General features: G+C 59.1%; 13 protein-coding genes. 12 read left to right on the top strand and 1 reads right to left on the bottom strand.

What is annotated here, in order from left to right; translation table 11 throughout:
- Positions 1–2 precede the first annotated feature (2 nt).
- From lpxB to ispD, 10 genes are all read left to right on the top strand, one after another.
- Positions 3–1,130, top strand: coding sequence for a lipid-A-disaccharide synthase (lpxB, locus tag AC30D7_RS20515; RefSeq protein ID WP_490135269.1), 1,128 nt, complete (start codon positions 3–5; stop codon positions 1,128–1,130).
- Positions 1,130–1,771, top strand: a complete 642-nt coding sequence (gene rnhB / locus AC30D7_RS20510) for a ribonuclease HII (RefSeq protein ID WP_019581018.1) — start codon at positions 1,130–1,132, stop codon at positions 1,769–1,771. Before lpxB ends, rnhB begins: the two co-directional genes overlap by 1 nt.
- A gap of 82 nt (positions 1,772–1,853) precedes the next feature.
- Positions 1,854–5,375, top strand: a complete 3,522-nt coding sequence (gene dnaE / locus AC30D7_RS20505) for a DNA polymerase III subunit alpha (protein ID WP_490135268.1) — start codon at positions 1,854–1,856, stop codon at positions 5,373–5,375.
- A gap of 150 nt (positions 5,376–5,525) precedes the next feature.
- Positions 5,526–6,473, top strand: a complete 948-nt coding sequence (locus tag AC30D7_RS20500) for an acetyl-CoA carboxylase carboxyltransferase subunit alpha (protein ID WP_490135267.1) — start codon at positions 5,526–5,528, stop codon at positions 6,471–6,473.
- A gap of 148 nt (positions 6,474–6,621) precedes the next feature.
- Positions 6,622–7,950 carry a tRNA lysidine(34) synthetase TilS gene (gene tilS / locus AC30D7_RS20495; RefSeq protein WP_490135266.1) on the top strand — a complete coding sequence of 443 codons (1,329 nt, stop codon included), beginning with the start codon at positions 6,622–6,624 and terminating at the stop codon, positions 7,948–7,950.
- A gap of 274 nt (positions 7,951–8,224) precedes the next feature.
- On the top strand, positions 8,225–9,856 hold the full coding sequence (gene pyrG, locus AC30D7_RS20490; protein WP_019581014.1) for a CTP synthase: 1,632 nt from the start codon (positions 8,225–8,227) through the stop codon (positions 9,854–9,856).
- A gap of 5 nt (positions 9,857–9,861) precedes the next feature.
- A complete protein-coding gene (kdsA, locus tag AC30D7_RS20485; protein ID WP_490135265.1) occupies positions 9,862–10,707 on the top strand; it encodes a 3-deoxy-8-phosphooctulonate synthase in 846 nt (281 codons plus the stop codon).
- 157 nt (positions 10,708–10,864) lie between these two features.
- On the top strand, positions 10,865–12,154 hold the full coding sequence (eno, locus tag AC30D7_RS20480) for a phosphopyruvate hydratase (protein WP_007940523.1): 1,290 nt from the start codon (positions 10,865–10,867) through the stop codon (positions 12,152–12,154).
- A 170-nt stretch (positions 12,155–12,324) separates the two neighbouring features.
- Positions 12,325–12,603 carry a cell division protein FtsB gene (ftsB, locus tag AC30D7_RS20475; protein ID WP_105340281.1) on the top strand — a complete coding sequence of 93 codons (279 nt, stop codon included), beginning with the start codon at positions 12,325–12,327 and terminating at the stop codon, positions 12,601–12,603.
- Positions 12,600–13,307, top strand: coding sequence for a 2-C-methyl-D-erythritol 4-phosphate cytidylyltransferase (ispD, locus tag AC30D7_RS20470; RefSeq protein WP_490135264.1), 708 nt, complete (start codon positions 12,600–12,602; stop codon positions 13,305–13,307). Before ftsB ends, ispD begins: the two co-directional genes overlap by 4 nt.
- Positions 13,308–13,343: 36 nt before the next feature.
- On the opposite strand, the gene AC30D7_RS20465 is transcribed toward ispD, so the two are convergent.
- Entirely contained in the window at positions 13,344–14,240 is an 897-nt protein-coding gene (locus AC30D7_RS20465; RefSeq protein ID WP_490135263.1) for a LysR substrate-binding domain-containing protein, read from the bottom strand.
- A 106-nt stretch (positions 14,241–14,346) separates the two neighbouring features.
- Between AC30D7_RS20465 and AC30D7_RS20460 the strand changes: the two genes are divergently transcribed.
- Positions 14,347–15,459: an S-(hydroxymethyl)glutathione dehydrogenase/class III alcohol dehydrogenase gene (locus AC30D7_RS20460; RefSeq protein WP_007907184.1), complete on the top strand. Its 1,113-nt coding sequence runs from the start codon at positions 14,347–14,349 to the stop codon at positions 15,457–15,459.
- A gap of 8 nt (positions 15,460–15,467) precedes the next feature.
- Positions 15,468–16,313, top strand: coding sequence for an S-formylglutathione hydrolase (gene fghA, locus AC30D7_RS20455; RefSeq protein ID WP_490135262.1), 846 nt, complete (start codon positions 15,468–15,470; stop codon positions 16,311–16,313).
- Positions 16,314–16,317: the final 4 nt, after the last annotated feature.

Here is a 16,317-nt window from a genome sequence, read left to right as displayed (position 1 = left end):
TCATGGCCAATCTGCGTATAGCGCTGGTGGCGGGTGAGGCTTCCGGTGACATTCTGGGCGCGGGTCTCATGCGTGCGCTCAAGGCACAGCATCCGGCGGTCGAGTTCATTGGTGTCGGCGGTCCGCTGATGCAAGCCGAAGGCCTGACCTCGTATTTCCCGATGGAACGCCTTTCTGTCATGGGGCTGGTCGAAGTGCTGGGCCGTTTGCGCGAGCTGTTGGCCCGTCGCAAGAAACTGGTTGCGGACCTGATCGCCGAGAAGCCGGACGTGTTCATCGGTATCGATGCCCCGGACTTCAATCTCAATATCGAACTCAAGCTGCGTCAGGCCGGGATCAAGACCGTGCATTACGTCAGCCCGTCGGTCTGGGCCTGGCGACAGAAGCGAGTGCTGAAGATTCGCGAAGGTTGCGACCTGATGCTGACGCTGTTCCCGTTCGAAGCTAAATTTTATGAAGAGAAGGGCGTGCCGGTACGGTTTGTCGGGCATTCCCTGGCCGATGCGATCCCGCTTGAGGCCGATCGCGCCGCCGCGCGGGCCGAACTCGGTTTGCCGGACGGGCCGTTGGTTGCCCTGATGCCGGGCAGTCGTGGCGGTGAAGTCGGGCGCCTCGGTGCGTTGTTCCTCGACACTGCTCAGCGCCTGCGGGCCATGCGTCCGGGCGTGCGATTCGTCATGCCGTGCGCCAGTCCGGAGCGTCGGGCCCAGTTGGAAGAGCTGCTGGCTGGTCGCGATCTGCCGCTGACTTTGCTCGACGGCAAATCCCATCTGGCGCTGGCGGCGTGCGACGCGGTGTTGATCGCTTCGGGCACCGCCACCCTGGAAGCATTGCTGTACAAGCGGCCGATGGTGGTCGCTTATCGCCTGGCACCGCTGACGTTCTGGATTCTCAAACGGATGGTGAAGAGTCCCTACGTCTCGTTGCCGAATCTGCTGGCCCAGCGCCTGCTGGTGCCAGAGTTGTTGCAGGACGATGCGACTGTCGAAGCCTTGGCCCAGACTCTGTCGCCACTGATCGAAGGTGGCGAGGAGCAGACCCGAGGTTTTGACCAAATCCACCGAACCCTGCGACTGGACGCCTCCAATCAGGCAGCGGACGCGGTACTGAGCCTGATTGGCGGAGCATAATGAGCAAAGCAAGCAAGCAGCTGGGCCTGGATTTTATGTTGGTCGATGAAGTTGAAGATCTGGTCGCAGGGGTCGATGAAGTCGGTCGCGGCCCGCTGTGCGGTGCCGTGGTGACGGCGGCGGTGATCCTCGATCCAAGCCGACCCATCCTCGGCCTCAATGACTCGAAAAAGCTCACGGAAGCTCGCCGCGAAGCGCTTTACGATGAAATCTGCGAAAAAGCCCTGAGCTGGTGCATCGCTCGTGCCGAAGTCGAAGAAATCGACGAGTTGAACATTCTCCATGCCACCATGCTGGCTATGCAGCGTGCGGTCGAAGGGCTACACATTCAGCCGAAACTGGCGATGATTGATGGCAACCGGTGCCCGAAGCTTTCGATGCGCGCCGAAGCGGTGATCCAGGGTGATGGCAAGGTCCCGGCCATTGCAGCGGCGTCAATTCTGGCCAAGGTCAGCCGTGACCGTGAAATGGCGGCGTTCGAACTGATTTACCCCGGTTACGGTATCGGTGGCCACAAAGGCTACCCGACGCCTGTTCATCTGGAGGCGCTGACGCGTCTGGGGCCGACACCGATTCACCGCCGCTCGTTCGCCCCGGTACGCCTGGCGTATGAAGCGCGGGAAAACCTGATCGAGGGTTAGTCGCAGGCTGATGTTTTTCTCGAGGCCCGGTACAATCCGGGCCTTGTTGTCTTCACGTTTCTAGTTTCTAGACAGGATCACTATGCCGGCTTCATTCGTTCATCTACGCCTGCACACTGAATATTCCCTGGTCGACGGTCTGGTGCGGATCAAACCGCTGGTCAAGACCCTGGTCGGTATGAACATGCCTGCCGTGGCGGTCACCGACCAGAACAACATGTGTTCCCTGGTCAAATTCTATAAAGCCGCCATGGGCGCCGGGATCAAGCCGATCTGTGGCGCCGACCTGTGGCTGTCGAACAAGGATCCGGACAACCCCTTGAGCCGGATCAGCCTGCTGGCGATGAACGCCACAGGTTATCGCAACCTCACCGAACTGATCTCCCGTGGTTTCATCGACGGCCAGCGCAATGGTTCGATCATCATCGAGCGCGAGTGGGTGGCCGAAGCCAGCGAAGGCTTGATCATGCTGTCGGCGGCGAAAGAGGGCGAAATCGGTCTGGCGATGCTCGGCGGCAACCCGGACGAAGCCGAAACCCTGGCTCGCGAGTGGATGGCGGTGTTCCCGGATCGTTTCTATCTGGAAATCCAGCGCACCAACCGCCCCAACGACGAAGAACATCTGCACGGCGCCGTGGCCCTGGCCGAGAAAATCGGCGCGCCGCTGGTGGCGACCAACGACGTGCGCTTCATCAAGCAGGAAGACTTCGAAGCCCACGAAACCCGCGTTTGCATCGGTGAAGGCCGCGCCCTCGACGATCCGCGGCGTTCGAAGAATTACAGCGATCAGCAATACCTCAAAAGCGCCGAGGAAATGGCCGAGCTGTTCAGCGACCTGCCTGAGGCGCTGGAGAACACGGTCGAGATCGCCAAGCGCTGCAACATCGAAGTGAAGCTGGGCAAGCACTTCCTGCCCAACTTCCCGATTCCCGATGGCATGACCATCGACGAGTATTTCCGCAAGGTTTCCTTCGACGGTCTGGAAGAGCGCCTCAGCGTTCTGCTGCCCAAAGACACCACCGAAGACTACGAAGCCAAGCGTCAGGTTTATGTCGACCGGCTGAATTTCGAGCTGGATATCATCATCCAGATGGGGTTCCCCGGTTACTTCCTGATCGTGATGGACTTTATCCAGTGGGCCAAGAACAACGGCGTACCGGTGGGGCCTGGCCGTGGGTCGGGTGCCGGGTCGCTGGTGGCCTATGTGCAGAAGATCACCGACCTCGACCCGCTGGAATATGACCTGCTGTTCGAACGTTTCCTTAACCCGGAACGGGTTTCCATGCCCGACTTCGACGTCGACTTCTGCATGGACGGTCGCGACCGCGTGATCGATTACGTGGCCGAAAAATACGGCCGCAACGCGGTAAGCCAAATCATCACCTTCGGTTCCATGGCGGCCAAGGCTGTGGTCCGTGACGTGGCGCGGGTGCAGGGCAAGTCCTACGGTCTGGCAGATCGTCTGTCGAAGATGATTCCGTTCGAAGTCGGCATGACCCTGGAAAAAGCCTACGAGCAGGAAGAAATCCTGCGCGACTTCATCAAGGTCGATGAAGAAGCCGCGGAAATCTGGGAGATGGCGCGCAAGCTCGAAGGCGTTGTGCGTAACGTCGGCAAGCACGCCGGTGGTGTGGTCATCGCGCCGACCAAGCTGACCGACTTCTCGCCGATCTATTGCGACGAAGCGGGCGACGGTCTGGTAACCCAGTTCGACAAGGATGACGTTGAGGCTGCCGGTCTGGTGAAGTTCGACTTCCTGGGGCTTCGGACCCTGACGATCATCGACTGGGCGCTGAAAACCATCAACCGCGACCGCGCCAAGGTCAACGAACCGCCGCTGGACATCGCGTTCATCCCGCTGGATGACAAACCGACTTACACGCTGCTGCAAAAAGCCGAAACCACCGCGGTGTTCCAGCTCGAGTCGCGCGGCATGAAAGAGCTGATCAAAAAGCTCAAGCCCGACTGCCTGGAAGACTTGATCGCACTGGTGGCCCTGTTCCGTCCGGGGCCACTGCAATCGGGCATGGTGGACGACTTCATCAACCGTAAGCACGGTCGCGCCGAACTCGCGTACCCGCACTCGGACTACCAGTACGAAGGCCTCAAGCCGGTATTGGCGCCGACTTACGGCATCATCCTGTATCAGGAACAGGTGATGCAGATTGCCCAGGTCATGGCCGGTTACACCCTTGGCGGCGCGGACATGCTGCGTCGAGCCATGGGTAAGAAAAAACCCGAAGAAATGGCCAAGCAGCGCGGCGGTTTCATTGAAGGTTGCGCCACCAACAATATCGACGCTGACCTTGCCGGTAACATTTTCGACCTCGTAGAAAAATTCGCCGGTTACGGCTTCAACAAATCCCACTCCGCTGCCTACGGCCTGGTGTCGTACCAGACCGCGTGGCTGAAAGCCCACTATCCGGCGCCGTTCATGGCCGCGGTACTGTCGGCGGATATGCACAACACCGACAAGGTCGTGACCTTGATCGAAGAAGTGCGGACCATGAAGCTGCGCCTCGACGCGCCGGACGTGAACACCTCGGAGTTCAAGTTCACGGTGAACGACGAAGGCCGCATCATTTACGGTCTGGGCGCGATCAAGGGCGTGGGCGAAGGTCCGGTCGAAGCGATTACCGAGGCCCGGCAAGACGGGCCGTTCAAGGACCTGTTCGATTTTTGCGCGCGGGTCGATCTCAAGCGCATCAATAAGCGCACCCTCGACGGCTTGATCCGCAGTGGTGCCCTGGACCGCCTTGGCCCGTATTTCCACGATGAGCAGAAAGCCTATCAGGCCAACATCGATCGCAACCGCGCGGTGTTGTTGACGGCCATGGAAGAGGCGATCAAGGCGGCCGAGCAGACCGCGCGGACCCACGACAGTGGCCATGCCGATCTGTTTGGCGGTCTGTTCGTTGAAGAAGACGCCGACGTCTACGCCAATCACCGCAAGGCCAAGGAACTGACCCTCAAGGAACGCCTGAAAGGCGAGAAAGACACCTTGGGCCTGTACCTCACCGGCCACCCGATCGACGAATACGAAGGCGAGATCCGTCGCTTCGCCCGTCAGCGCATCATCGACCTGAAGCCGGCTCGCGACACGCAAACGGTCGCGGGCATGATCATCGCCCTACGAGTGATGAAGAACAAAAAGGGCGACAAGATGGGCTTCATCACCCTCGACGACCGCTCCGGGCGGATCGAAGCCTCGTTGTTCGCCGATGCATTCCACTCCGCGCAGTCGCTGTTGCAGACCGATGCGATGGTGGTGGTCGAAGGCGAAGTCAGCAACGACGATTTCTCCGGTGGCCTGCGGTTGCGGGTCAAGCGGGTGATGAGCATGGAAGATGCGCGCACCAACCTGGCGGAAAGCCTGCGCCTGAAGTTGCATGCCAAGGACCTCAAGGGCGATCAGCTACGCTGGTTGGGCGAGTTGTTGAAGCGTCATCGCGGTGCGTGCCCGATCACCATGGACTACACCAGCCCCGATGCGAAGGCCTTGTTGCAGTTTGGCGAGACCTGGCGGATCGACCCGGCGGATGCCTTGATTCAAGCCCTGCGTGACCAGTTCGGGCGAGACAACGTCTTCCTCCAATACCGTTGACGGTCAGGCGTCATTCCTTACCATGGGAACGCGCCTGATCCCGACCCGAATTTTTAATCTCGACCTGAACGCGCCTGTCCCTTAAGGTAGGGCGCGAATAGACAACCGGCCGGCCCAAGCTCTCTTGGACGCGACCCTAGACGGACGCCTATGAACCCGAATTTTCTAGATTTCGAACAGCCGATCGCCGACCTGCAAGCCAAGATCGAAGAGTTGCGCTTGGTCGGTAATGACAATTCGCTGAATATCGGCGATGAGATCTCCCGCCTACAGGACAAGAGCAGCACGCTGACCGAAGACATCTTCGGCAAGCTGACCAGCTGGCAGATCGCGCGTCTGGCGCGTCACCCTAAACGTCCGTACACCCTGGACTACATCGAACACATCTTCACCGAGTTCGATGAGTTGCACGGCGACCGTCACTTCTCCGACGACGCTGCCATCGTTGGCGGTGTTGCTCGTCTGGACGACCAGCCGGTGATGGTTATCGGTCACCAGAAAGGTCGCGAAGTGCGCGAGAAGGTTCGCCGCAACTTCGGCATGCCGCGCCCTGAGGGCTACCGCAAGGCGTGTCGCCTGATGGAAATGGCCGAGCGTTTCAAAATGCCGATCCTGACCTTCATCGACACCCCGGGCGCTTACCCTGGCATCGATGCCGAAGAGCGCAACCAGAGCGAAGCGATTGCCTGGAACCTGCGCGTCATGGCTCGCCTGAAAACCCCAATCATCGCCACCGTGATCGGTGAGGGTGGTTCCGGTGGTGCGCTGGCCATTGGCGTCTGCGATCAGCTGAACATGCTGCAATATTCGACCTACGCGGTGATTTCGCCGGAAGGTTGCGCCTCGATTCTGTGGAAAACTTCCGAGAAAGCCCCGGATGCCGCTGAAGCGATGGGCATCACTGCCGAGCGTCTGAAGGGCCTGGGCATTGTCGATAAAGTGATCGGCGAGCCGTTGGGTGGCGCTCATCGTGATCCGGCGGCTGCCGCTGCCTCGATCCGCGCCGAGCTGAGCTCGCAACTGGCGATGTTGAAGAAGTTCGACAACGACGCGCTGCTGACCCGTCGTTACGAGCGTCTGATGAGCTACGGTCTCTGATCTGATCGCGCTTCGGCAAGCGCGGGATACCCAATGTGGGAGCGGGCTTGCTCGCGAAAGAGGTATAACAGTCAACTCAGACGTTGAATGTTGAGCCTCCTTCGCGAGCAAGCCCGCTCCCACATTTGATTTGTGCGAAGTGATCGATATGAGCCAGCCCAAGATTGATTTGTCTACCAGGCTCCTGCTGAGTCTTGCACCTTGGCGTAACGCCACAACCTGGCGCATCGCCTTCTCCGGTGGTCTCGATTCCACCGTCCTGCTGCACCTTCTCGCACACCTCGCAAAAACCGAATCCTTGCCGGCGTTGACCGCCATTCACATCCACCACGGCCTGCAGGCTGCGGCTGATGCGTGGCCGGAACATTGTCAGTCGGTCTGTGATGCGTTGGGTGTGCCGCTGGAGGTTGTGCGTGTTCAGGTTGAGCGTGGCGCGAGCCTTGAGCGTGCGGCGCGGGATGCGCGTTACGGCGCCTTCATTGCGGCAACTCACGCCGGTGAAGTACTGCTCACAGGTCAGCACCGTGACGATCAAGCGGAAACCCTGTTGTTTCGGCTGATGCGCGGGGCAGGGGTGAGAGGTTTGTCGGGGATGCCGAGCGAGCGTCCGTTAGGTCGTGGGCATCTGCTGCGACCACTGCTTGATGTCACTCGCGCCGAGCTTGAGGCCTACGCCACTGAATATCAGCTGAACTGGATCGAAGATCCGTCGAATCAGGACCGGCAGTTCTCGCGCAATTACTTGCGTCATCAGGTGTTCCCGGTGTTGACCGCGCGCTGGCCGCAAGCAGTGGCGACCATAGCTCGCAGCGCTGCGCATCTGAGTGAGGCGCAGGGGTTGCTCGACGACCTGGCGCAAATTGATCTGGCCCAGGCCGGCACCGTCAGTGATTTCGATTGGCTGGGGTTGCCGTCGCTGGAACTGGCGCCCCTGGAAAAGCTCTCTGATGCACGCCAGCGCAATGCCCTGAGTCATTGGCTCAAACCACTGACGTCTTTGCCGGACAGTGACCATTGGTCGGGTTGGCAGGATTTGCGCGATGCGACTGGCGATGCACGTCCGGTCTGGCGATTGGCGGCGGGCGAACTGCATCGGGCTGGTGGGCGTCTCTGGTGGTTGTCAGGTGGCTGGTTGCGCACTCCGCCATCCACTGTGTGTTGGGCTGATCCCTCGGTATCACTGGAGTTGCCGGGTAATGGTGCGCTCACGTTCACCGGCCAGATCCCTGATGGCCCGTTACAGATCCGCTATCGTGAAGGCGGCGAGATCATGAGTCTGCCAGGTCGTGGTCACCGTGACTTGAAGCGTTTGCTCAACGAAAGCGGTGTGCCGGGCTTCGCCCGTGGCAGATTGCCGCTGGTCTACAGGGGCCAGCAATTGCTGGCGGTGGCGAACCTGCGGGGGCTGAATGGCAGTGAGTGCAGTGGCTGGTATTTGCATTGGCAGCCGCCGATCGAAGATCAAGGTTTGAGCTGAAAGGGGCTTTCCGGTAGACTACGCTCCCTTCTTGATACAACTTCTGTGGATTCTCCTGAATCGCAGCAGTTGCCGATTACCAAGCAGTCTTTGCTGGGCGATTCCAAAAAATGTGTAGCGAGCAACCTACCGGTGTTTCATCTTCCGGTCTGTCCCAACGCGGCGGTTTTTTTGAAAGGTGCACTGTGATTAATGCAGGTGATCGGGGGCTTCGGCCTTCCTTCGCTTTCCCCGGCGGCTCGGACCGCTTTAACGCAGACTTCTAGGGTTTTTCATGACGCGCTACATATTCGTCACGGGCGGTGTTGTTTCTTCATTGGGGAAAGGCATTGCCTCGGCTTCATTGGCGGCCATCCTGGAGGCGCGGGGACTTAAGGTCACCATGCTGAAGCTGGACCCGTACATCAACGTTGACCCGGGCACCATGAGCCCGTTCCAGCACGGTGAAGTGTTCGTCACCCACGACGGCGCCGAGACCGACCTGGACCTGGGCCACTACGAGCGGTTCATCCGCACGACCATGACCCAGAACAACAACTTCACCACTGGCCGTGTCTACGAACACGTCCTGCGCAAAGAGCGCCGTGGTGATTACCTGGGCGCAACCATTCAGGTGATCCCGCACATCACCGACGAAATCAAGCGCCGGATCATCAAGGGCGCCGGCGATGCCGACGTGGCCATGGTCGAGATCGGTGGCACCGTGGGTGACATCGAGTCGCAACCGTTCCTCGAAGCGATCCGTCAATTGCGTTTCGAAGTCGGCGCCAAGCGCGCGATGCTGATGCACCTGACACTGGTGCCGTACATCGCCACTGCCGGCGAAACCAAAACCAAGCCAACCCAGCACTCAGTCAAGGAACTGCGTTCCATCGGCCTGCAGCCTGACGTGCTGGTGTGCCGCTCCGATCACCCGATCGACATCTCGTCGCGTCGCAAGATCGCGCAGTTCACCAACGTTGAAGAACGTGCAGTGATCGCGCTGGAAGACGCCGACACCATCTACAAGATCCCGGGCATTCTGCACTCCCAGGGCCTGGATGATTTCGTTGTCGAGCGTTTCGGCCTGCAATGCGACAGCGCCGATCTGTCCGAGTGGGAAGCGGTGGTTGATGCCAAGCTGAACCCGGAGCACGAAGTCACCATCGCCATGGTCGGTAAGTACATGGAACTGCTGGACGCCTACAAGTCGCTGATCGAAGCGATGAGTCACGCCGGCATCAGCAACCGCACCAAGGTCAACCTGCGCTACATCGATTCCGAAGACATCGAAAACCAGGGCACTGCTCTGCTGGAAGGCGTCGACGCGATTCTGGTACCGGGCGGCTTCGGTCTGCGTGGTGTTGAAGGCAAGATCACTGCCGTTCAATACGCTCGCGAAAACAAGGTTCCTTACCTGGGTATCTGCCTGGGCATGCAAGTGGCCGTTATCGAGTTCGCTCGTAACGTCATGGGCTGGAAAGATGCCAACTCCACTGAGTTCGATCGCACCAGCGGTCACCCGGTAGTGGGCCTGATCACCGAGTGGGAAGATGCCACCGGCGCCGTCGAAACCCGTACCGAATCGTCCGACCTGGGCGGCACCATGCGCCTTGGCGCTCAGGACTGCCTGCTTGAGCCAGGTTCCCTGGTGCACGATTGCTACGCCAAGGATGTGATCGTTGAGCGTCACCGTCATCGCTACGAAGTGAACAACAACTTGCTGCCGCAAATCATCGATGCCGGCCTGAAAATCTCCGGTCGCTCCGGTGATGGCGCGCTGGTTGAAGTGGTTGAAGCACCGGATCACCCATGGTTCGTCGCTTGCCAGTTCCACCCCGAGTTCACCTCGACGCCACGTGACGGTCACCCGTTGTTCAGCGGTTTCGTTAAAGCCGCTTTGGCTCAACACCAGAAGAAGGCGTAAACCTGATGGCGCAGAAGATCATCCGTGTAGGCGATATCGAGATTGCCAACGACAAGCCAATGGTGCTGTTCGGTGGCATTAACGTGCTGGAAAGCCGCGACATGGCGATGCAGGTCTGCGAAGAGTACGTAAAGGTCACCGAAAAGCTCGGTATCCCTTACGTGTTCAAGGCCAGTTTCGACAAGGCGAACCGTTCTTCTGTGACCTCTTACCGTGGCCCAGGCCTGGAAGAGGGCATGCGGATTTTCCAGGACATCAAGCAAGCCTTCGGCGTGCCGATCATTACTGATGTCCATGAGCCTGATCAGGCCGCGGTCGTCGCTGAAGTCTGCGACATTATCCAGTTGCCAGCCTTTTTGTCGCGCCAGACCGACCTTGTGGTCGCGATGGCCAAGACCGGCGCGGTGATCAACATCAAGAAAGCCCAGTTCCTCGCACCTCAGGAAATGAAACACATCCTGAACAAATGCGTGGAAGCCGGTAACGATCAGTTGATCCTCTGCGAACGTGGTTCGAGTTTCGGCTACAACAATCTCGTGGTCGACATGCTCGGTTTCGGCATCATGAAGCAGTTCGAATATCCGGTGTTCTTCGACGTGACCCACGCGCTGCAAATGCCCGGCGGTCGCTCCGATTCCGCCGGCGGTCGTCGTGCTCAGGTCACTGACCTCGCCAAGGCCGGCATGAGCCAATCGCTGGCCGGGTTGTTCCTCGAAGCGCACCCGGACCCGGACAATGCCAAATGCGACGGCCCTTGCGCCTTGCGTCTGGACAAACTGGAGCCTTTCCTGGCCCAACTCAAAGCATTGGACGAACTGGTGAAGAGTTTTCCGACGGTAGAAACCGCGTAAACCTCATTTCTCCGGTAAAGTACCGCACGGTATAAATGCTCAAGCCCTCGGGCTTGAGCCTTATCGTCCGCAAGCCTGCCCGTTGTCTGTCGCTTGCCGACGATAAAAGATTTCCTTCAGCTGCGTCGTTTTCGTCAACTTTGGAGTGTTTACAACAATGGCAAAAATCGTCGACATCAAAGGTCGTGAAGTTCTCGACTCCCGTGGCAATCCCACTGTGGAAGCAGACGTGCTTCTCGATAACGGCATCATCGGCAGCGCTTGCGCGCCATCCGGTGCTTCCACTGGCTCGCGCGAAGCGCTCGAGCTGCGTGATGGCGACAAGAGCCGTTACCTGGGTAAAGGCGTGCTCAAGGCCGTAGCCAACATCAACGGTCCGATCCGTGACCTGTTGCTGGGCAAAGACCCAAGCGATCAGAAAGCGCTGGATCACGCGATGATCAAGCTCGACGGTACCGAAAACAAAGCGACCCTGGGCGCTAACGCGATCCTCGCCGTTTCCCTGGCCGCGGCCAAGGCAGCAGCACAGGACCAGGACCTGCCGCTGTACGCTCACATTGCCAACCTGAACGGCACCCCGGGTGTTTACTCGATGCCGGTTCCGATGATGAACATCATCAACGGTGGCGAGCACGCCGATAACAACGTCGACATCCAGGAATTCATGGTTCAGCCGGTTGGCGCCAAGTCTTTCTCGGAAGGTCTGCGCATGGGCACCGAGATTTTCCATCACCTCAAAGCCGTTCTGAAGGCCCGTGGCCTGAGCACTGCCGTCGGTGACGAAGGTGGTTTCGCGCCGAACCTGGCTTCCAACGAAGACGCCTTGAAAGTGATCTCCGAAGCCGTGGCCAACGCCGGTTACAAGCTGGGTACCGACGTGACCCTGGCACTGGACTGCGCGGCCAGCGAATTCTATGAAGATGGCAAGTACAACCTGTCCGGCGAAGGCCAGGTGTTCACTGCTGAAGGTTTCGCCGACTACCTGAAAGGCCTGACCGAGCGTTACCCGATCATCTCCATCGAAGACGGTCTGGACGAGTCCGACTGGGCTGGCTGGAAAATCCTCACCGACAAGATCGGCGAGAAGACCCAGCTGGTAGGCGACGACTTGTTCGTAACCAACACCAAGATCCTGAAAGAAGGCATCGACAAAAAGATCGCCAACTCGATCCTGATCAAGTTCAACCAGATCGGCACCCTGACCGAAACCCTGGAAGCCATCCAGATGGCCAAGGCCGCTGGTTACACTGCTGTGATCTCGCACCGCTCCGGCGAAACCGAAGATTCGACCATTGCCGACCTGGCCGTGGGCACCTCGGCTGGCCAGATCAAGACCGGTTCGCTGTGCCGTTCCGACCGCGTTTCCAAGTACAACCAACTGCTGCGTATCGAAGAGCAGTTGAATGGCAAAGCCAAGTACAACGGTCGCAGCGAGTTCCGCGGCTAAGCTGTAGATGGTAAAAAGACACCGGATTGTGTCGGAAAAATCGCGACAGCGACGGATTTGCCACTAATCTGATGCCTTAAGAGCACAAGCCTGGTTCTTCCAGGCTTCGTGCTATCAGAAGCTTCAAAGTTTGGCATGGCTGTCTTTTTTCACTGGATACCTGATATTCGATGCGCAGTCCCAATTGGTTGTTCCTCGTCTTGCTCTTGCTGCTGGCCGGTCTGCAGTACCGCCTGTGGGTGGGTAATGGCAGCCTGGCGCAAGTGGCCGAACTGAAGCAGCAGATTGCGGATCAACACGCCGAGAACGAGACGTTGCTGGAGCGTAATCGGGTGATGGACGCTGAAGTCAGTGAATTGAAAAAGGGCATGGAGACCGTTGAAGAGCGGGCTCGCCATGAGTTGGGCATGGTCAAGGATGGTGAAACCCTTTACCAGTTGGCCCAATGATTGAGTCGTTACCGGCCTTCTGGGCCGTGATTCCTGCCGCGGGCGTCGGTGCCCGTATGGCCGCGGACCGTCCCAAGCAATATTTGCAACTGGGCGGGCGCACTATTCTTGAACACAGCCTCGGCTGTTTCCTCGATCATCCCGCCCTGAAAGGGTTGGTGGTCAGTCTTGCTATCGACGATCCTTACTGGCCGAACCTGGCCTGTGCTGCCGATCCGCGTATTCAGCGGGTTGAAGGCGGTGCCGAGCGTTCCGGGTCAGTGCTCAACGCCTTGCTGCATCTGCATGCCCAGGGCGCTGACGATGAGGATTGGGTGTTGGTTCACGATGCCGCGCGACCGAATCTGGCGCGTGATGATCTTGATAAATTGCTCAGTGAACTGGCTGATGATCCGGTGGGCGGTCTGTTGGCGGTGCCAGCGCGCGACACCCTCAAACGGGTCGACAAGCATGGGCGTGTGTTGGAAACGGTGGATCGCAGTGTGATCTGGCAGGCTTATACGCCGCAGATGTTTCGCCTTGGCGCATTGCATCGGGCGTTGGCGGATAGCCTGGTGGCGGATGTTGTCATTACCGATGAAGCCTCGGCCATGGAGTGGGCAGGTATGGCGCCCCGTTTGATCGAAGGTCGATCCGATAACATCAAAGTCACGCGCCCCGAAGACCTGGAGTGGTTGCGCCAGCGTTGGGCTAACCGCCGTTAAAAGATCGCAGCCTATGCAGGCTGTGATCTTTTGCTCTTAAACCCGATACTCCGGCCGTTCGGCCAACCCTTTCTTCAAATAATCCACCAACTTGCGCACCTTCGGCGACAGATGCCGCTGCTGCGGATAAAGCGCCCAAACCGCTGTGTTCGGCGGTTGATGGGCTTCCAGCAGTGAAATCAACTCGCCGTTTTTCAGGTGCTCCAGCACGTAGTAGTCCGGCAACTGACACAACCCAACCCCTTGTAGCGCGGCATCCAGCACCGCTTGCCCACTGTTGCAGCGCCAGTTTCCCTGTACTCGCTGGGAAAATTCTCGCCCGTTCTGTTCCAGTTGCCAGATATCCGAGCTGCCGATGAGGCAGTTGTGGCGGCTCAGTTCCGACAAACTGTGTGGGCGACCATACCGTTCCAGGTAGGACGGCGAGGCGCACAGGTACATGCGCCGTGGTGCCAAACGAGTCGCGACCAATCTTGAATCCTGCAGGCGGCCGAGGCGGATGGCCAGGTCCAGCCCTTCGTGCACCAGATCGAGCGGGCGGTTGCTCAGTTCGATGTCGACACGCAGTTGCGGATACAGCCCCATGAAACGAGTCACCAGCGGCACAATGAATCGTTCGCCGTAGGCCACGGCACAGGTCATGCGCAGCATGCCCTTGGGTTCGCTGGTCAGGTCGCCGACAGCGCGCAACGCTTCTTCGCGGCCGTCCTGCAACCGTTGGCAATGTTGCAGAAAGGTTTGCCCGGCTTCGGTCAGCGTGACCCGGCGGGTGCTGCGATAGAGCAAGCGGGTTTGCAGTCGCTCTTCCAGTCGTACGATTTGGCGACTGATGTGGGAGGAAGACACCCCAAGGCGTTCAGCCGCGGCGGTGAATTGGTTGCACTCTGCGACGGCGACGAACTCGTCGATGCCTTCCCAGCGGTTTTCGGACATCAGGATTATCCCTGCATGGCAATAATGTTTTGCTTTTGTCCCGATTATTCATCGTATGCCGCTGTATTACACTCCCTGTCTCGTTTTTATTCACTGGAGAGTCAGCATGATCAAGTCGCGCGCCGCCGTTGCCTTCGAGGCCAAGAAGCCCCTCGAGATCGTTGAAGTCGATGTCGCCATGCCCAAGGCGGGCGAAGTCCTGCTGCGCGTCGTCGCTTCCGGTGTCTGCCATACCGATGCCTACACCCTCTCGGGCGCGGACCCGGAAGGTATCTTCCCGTCGATCCTGGGCCACGAAGGTGGCGCGGTGGTCGAAGCGATCGGCGAGGGCGTGACCTCGGTTGCGGTGGGCGATCATGTGATCCCGCTGTACACCCCGGAATGTGGCAAGTGCAAATTCTGTCTGTCGGGCAAAACCAACCTCTGCCAGGCGATTCGTGCAACCCAGGGTAAAGGCCTGATGCCGGACGGCACTTCGCGCTTTTCCTACAAGGGCGAAACGATTTTCCACTACATGGGCACCTCGACGTTTTCCGAGTACACCGTGCTGCCGGAAATCTCCGTCGCCAAAATTCCTAAAGAAGCACCGCTGGAAAAAGTCTGCCTGCTGGGCTGTGGCGTCACCACCGGCATCGGTGCGGTGATCAACACTGCCAAGGTCAAACCGGGTGACACCGTTGCCATCTTCGGCCTGGGTGGCATCGGACTGTCTGCCGTGATCGGCGCGGTCAAAGCCAAGGCTGGCCGGATCATCGCCATTGACATCAACCCGGCCAAGTTCGAAATCGCCAAGCAATTGGGCGCCACGGACTGCGTGAACCCGAAAGACTTCGATCGTCCGATTCAGGAAGTGATCGTCGACATGACCGATGGCGGCGTCGACTTCTCGTTCGAATGCATCGGCAACGTGCAGTTGATGCGTGCCGCACTTGAGTGCTGCCACAAAGGTTGGGGCGAGTCGGTCATCATCGGTGTGGCCGGCGCAGGCCAGGAAATCTCCACCCGTCCATTCCAGTTGGTCACCGGTCGCGTCTGGCGCGGTTCGGCGTTCGGTGGCGTGCGTGGCCGTACCGAGTTGCCAAGCTATGTCGAAATGGCCCAGACCGGCGAGATCCCGTTGGATACCTTCATCACCCACACCATGGGCCTGGAAGATATCAACAAGGCGTTTGACCTGATGCATGAAGGCAAAAGCATCCGTAGCGTCATTCATTTCTGAGGTCGCTTATGAGCCTGGAAAATATCTCCTGCCAGAAAAGCTTCGGCGGCTGGCACAAGCGTTACCGGCACCGCTCCGACGTGCTCGGTTGCGACATGGTGTTTGCCGTGTACCTGCCGCCGCAAGCGGAGCAGGGCGGTAAACTGCCAGTGTTGTACTGGTTGTCTGGCCTGACCTGTACCGACGAGAACTTCATGCAGAAGGCCGGTGCCATGCGCATGGCTGCCGAGCTGGGGCTGATTATCGTCGCACCGGACACCAGCCCACGCGGTCCCGAAGTGCCGGGCGATCCGGATGGTGCCTGGGACTTCGGTCTCGGTGCCGGTTTTTATCTGAATGCCACGCAGGAACCGTGGTCGCGGCACTATCGGATGCATGATTATGTCGTGCAGGAATTGCCGGCATTGGTCGAAGCGCATTTCCCGGCATCGGACAAACGAGGCATCAGCGGCCATTCCATGGGCGGTCATGGCGCGTTGGTCTGCGCCTTGCGCAATCCGGGGCGTTATCAGTCGGTGTCGGCGTTCTCGCCGATCAACAATCCGATCGATTGCCCATGGGGACAGAAAGCCTTTTCCCGTTACTTGGGTGAAGACCGGTCGAAATGGCGCGAGTGGGATGCCTGTGCATTGATTGCCGAGGCCGAAGAGAAGCTGCCGCTGCTGGTGGATCAGGGCGATCGCGATGATTTTCTCGCCACCCAGCTCAAGCCTGAAGCCCTGCAACAGGCGACCAAACAGGCTGGTCATCCGCTGACGTTGCGCTTGCAACCGGGCTACGACCACAGCTATTTCTTCATCGCCAGTTTTATCGACGACCACTTACAGCATCACGCGCGCGCTCTAAGCGCCTAATGCA

It is taken from the genome of Pseudomonas sp. DF5 (genome assembly GCF_058148225.1).
This window is presented reverse-complemented; position numbering and strand designations above follow the sequence as displayed.

Coding starts and splice junctions, on each gene's coding strand:
- lpxB (WP_490135269.1), top strand. CDS start 3: ATGGCCAATCTGCGTATAGCGCTGGTGGCGGGTGAGGCTTCCGGTGAC.
- AC30D7_RS20465 (WP_490135263.1), bottom strand. CDS start 14,240: ATGTCCGAAAACCGCTGGGAAGGCATCGACGAGTTCGTCGCCGTCGCA.
- AC30D7_RS20500 (WP_490135267.1), top strand. CDS start 5,526: ATGAACCCGAATTTTCTAGATTTCGAACAGCCGATCGCCGACCTGCAA.
- AC30D7_RS20460 (WP_007907184.1), top strand. CDS start 14,347: ATGATCAAGTCGCGCGCCGCCGTTGCCTTCGAGGCCAAGAAGCCCCTC.
- pyrG (WP_019581014.1), top strand. CDS start 8,225: ATGACGCGCTACATATTCGTCACGGGCGGTGTTGTTTCTTCATTGGGG.
- eno (WP_007940523.1), top strand. CDS start 10,865: ATGGCAAAAATCGTCGACATCAAAGGTCGTGAAGTTCTCGACTCCCGT.
- dnaE (WP_490135268.1), top strand. CDS start 1,854: ATGCCGGCTTCATTCGTTCATCTACGCCTGCACACTGAATATTCCCTG.
- tilS (WP_490135266.1), top strand. CDS start 6,622: ATGAGCCAGCCCAAGATTGATTTGTCTACCAGGCTCCTGCTGAGTCTT.
- rnhB (WP_019581018.1), top strand. CDS start 1,130: ATGAGCAAAGCAAGCAAGCAGCTGGGCCTGGATTTTATGTTGGTCGAT.
- ispD (WP_490135264.1), top strand. CDS start 12,600: ATGATTGAGTCGTTACCGGCCTTCTGGGCCGTGATTCCTGCCGCGGGC.
- kdsA (WP_490135265.1), top strand. CDS start 9,862: ATGGCGCAGAAGATCATCCGTGTAGGCGATATCGAGATTGCCAACGAC.
- fghA (WP_490135262.1), top strand. CDS start 15,468: ATGAGCCTGGAAAATATCTCCTGCCAGAAAAGCTTCGGCGGCTGGCAC.
- ftsB (WP_105340281.1), top strand. CDS start 12,325: ATGCGCAGTCCCAATTGGTTGTTCCTCGTCTTGCTCTTGCTGCTGGCC.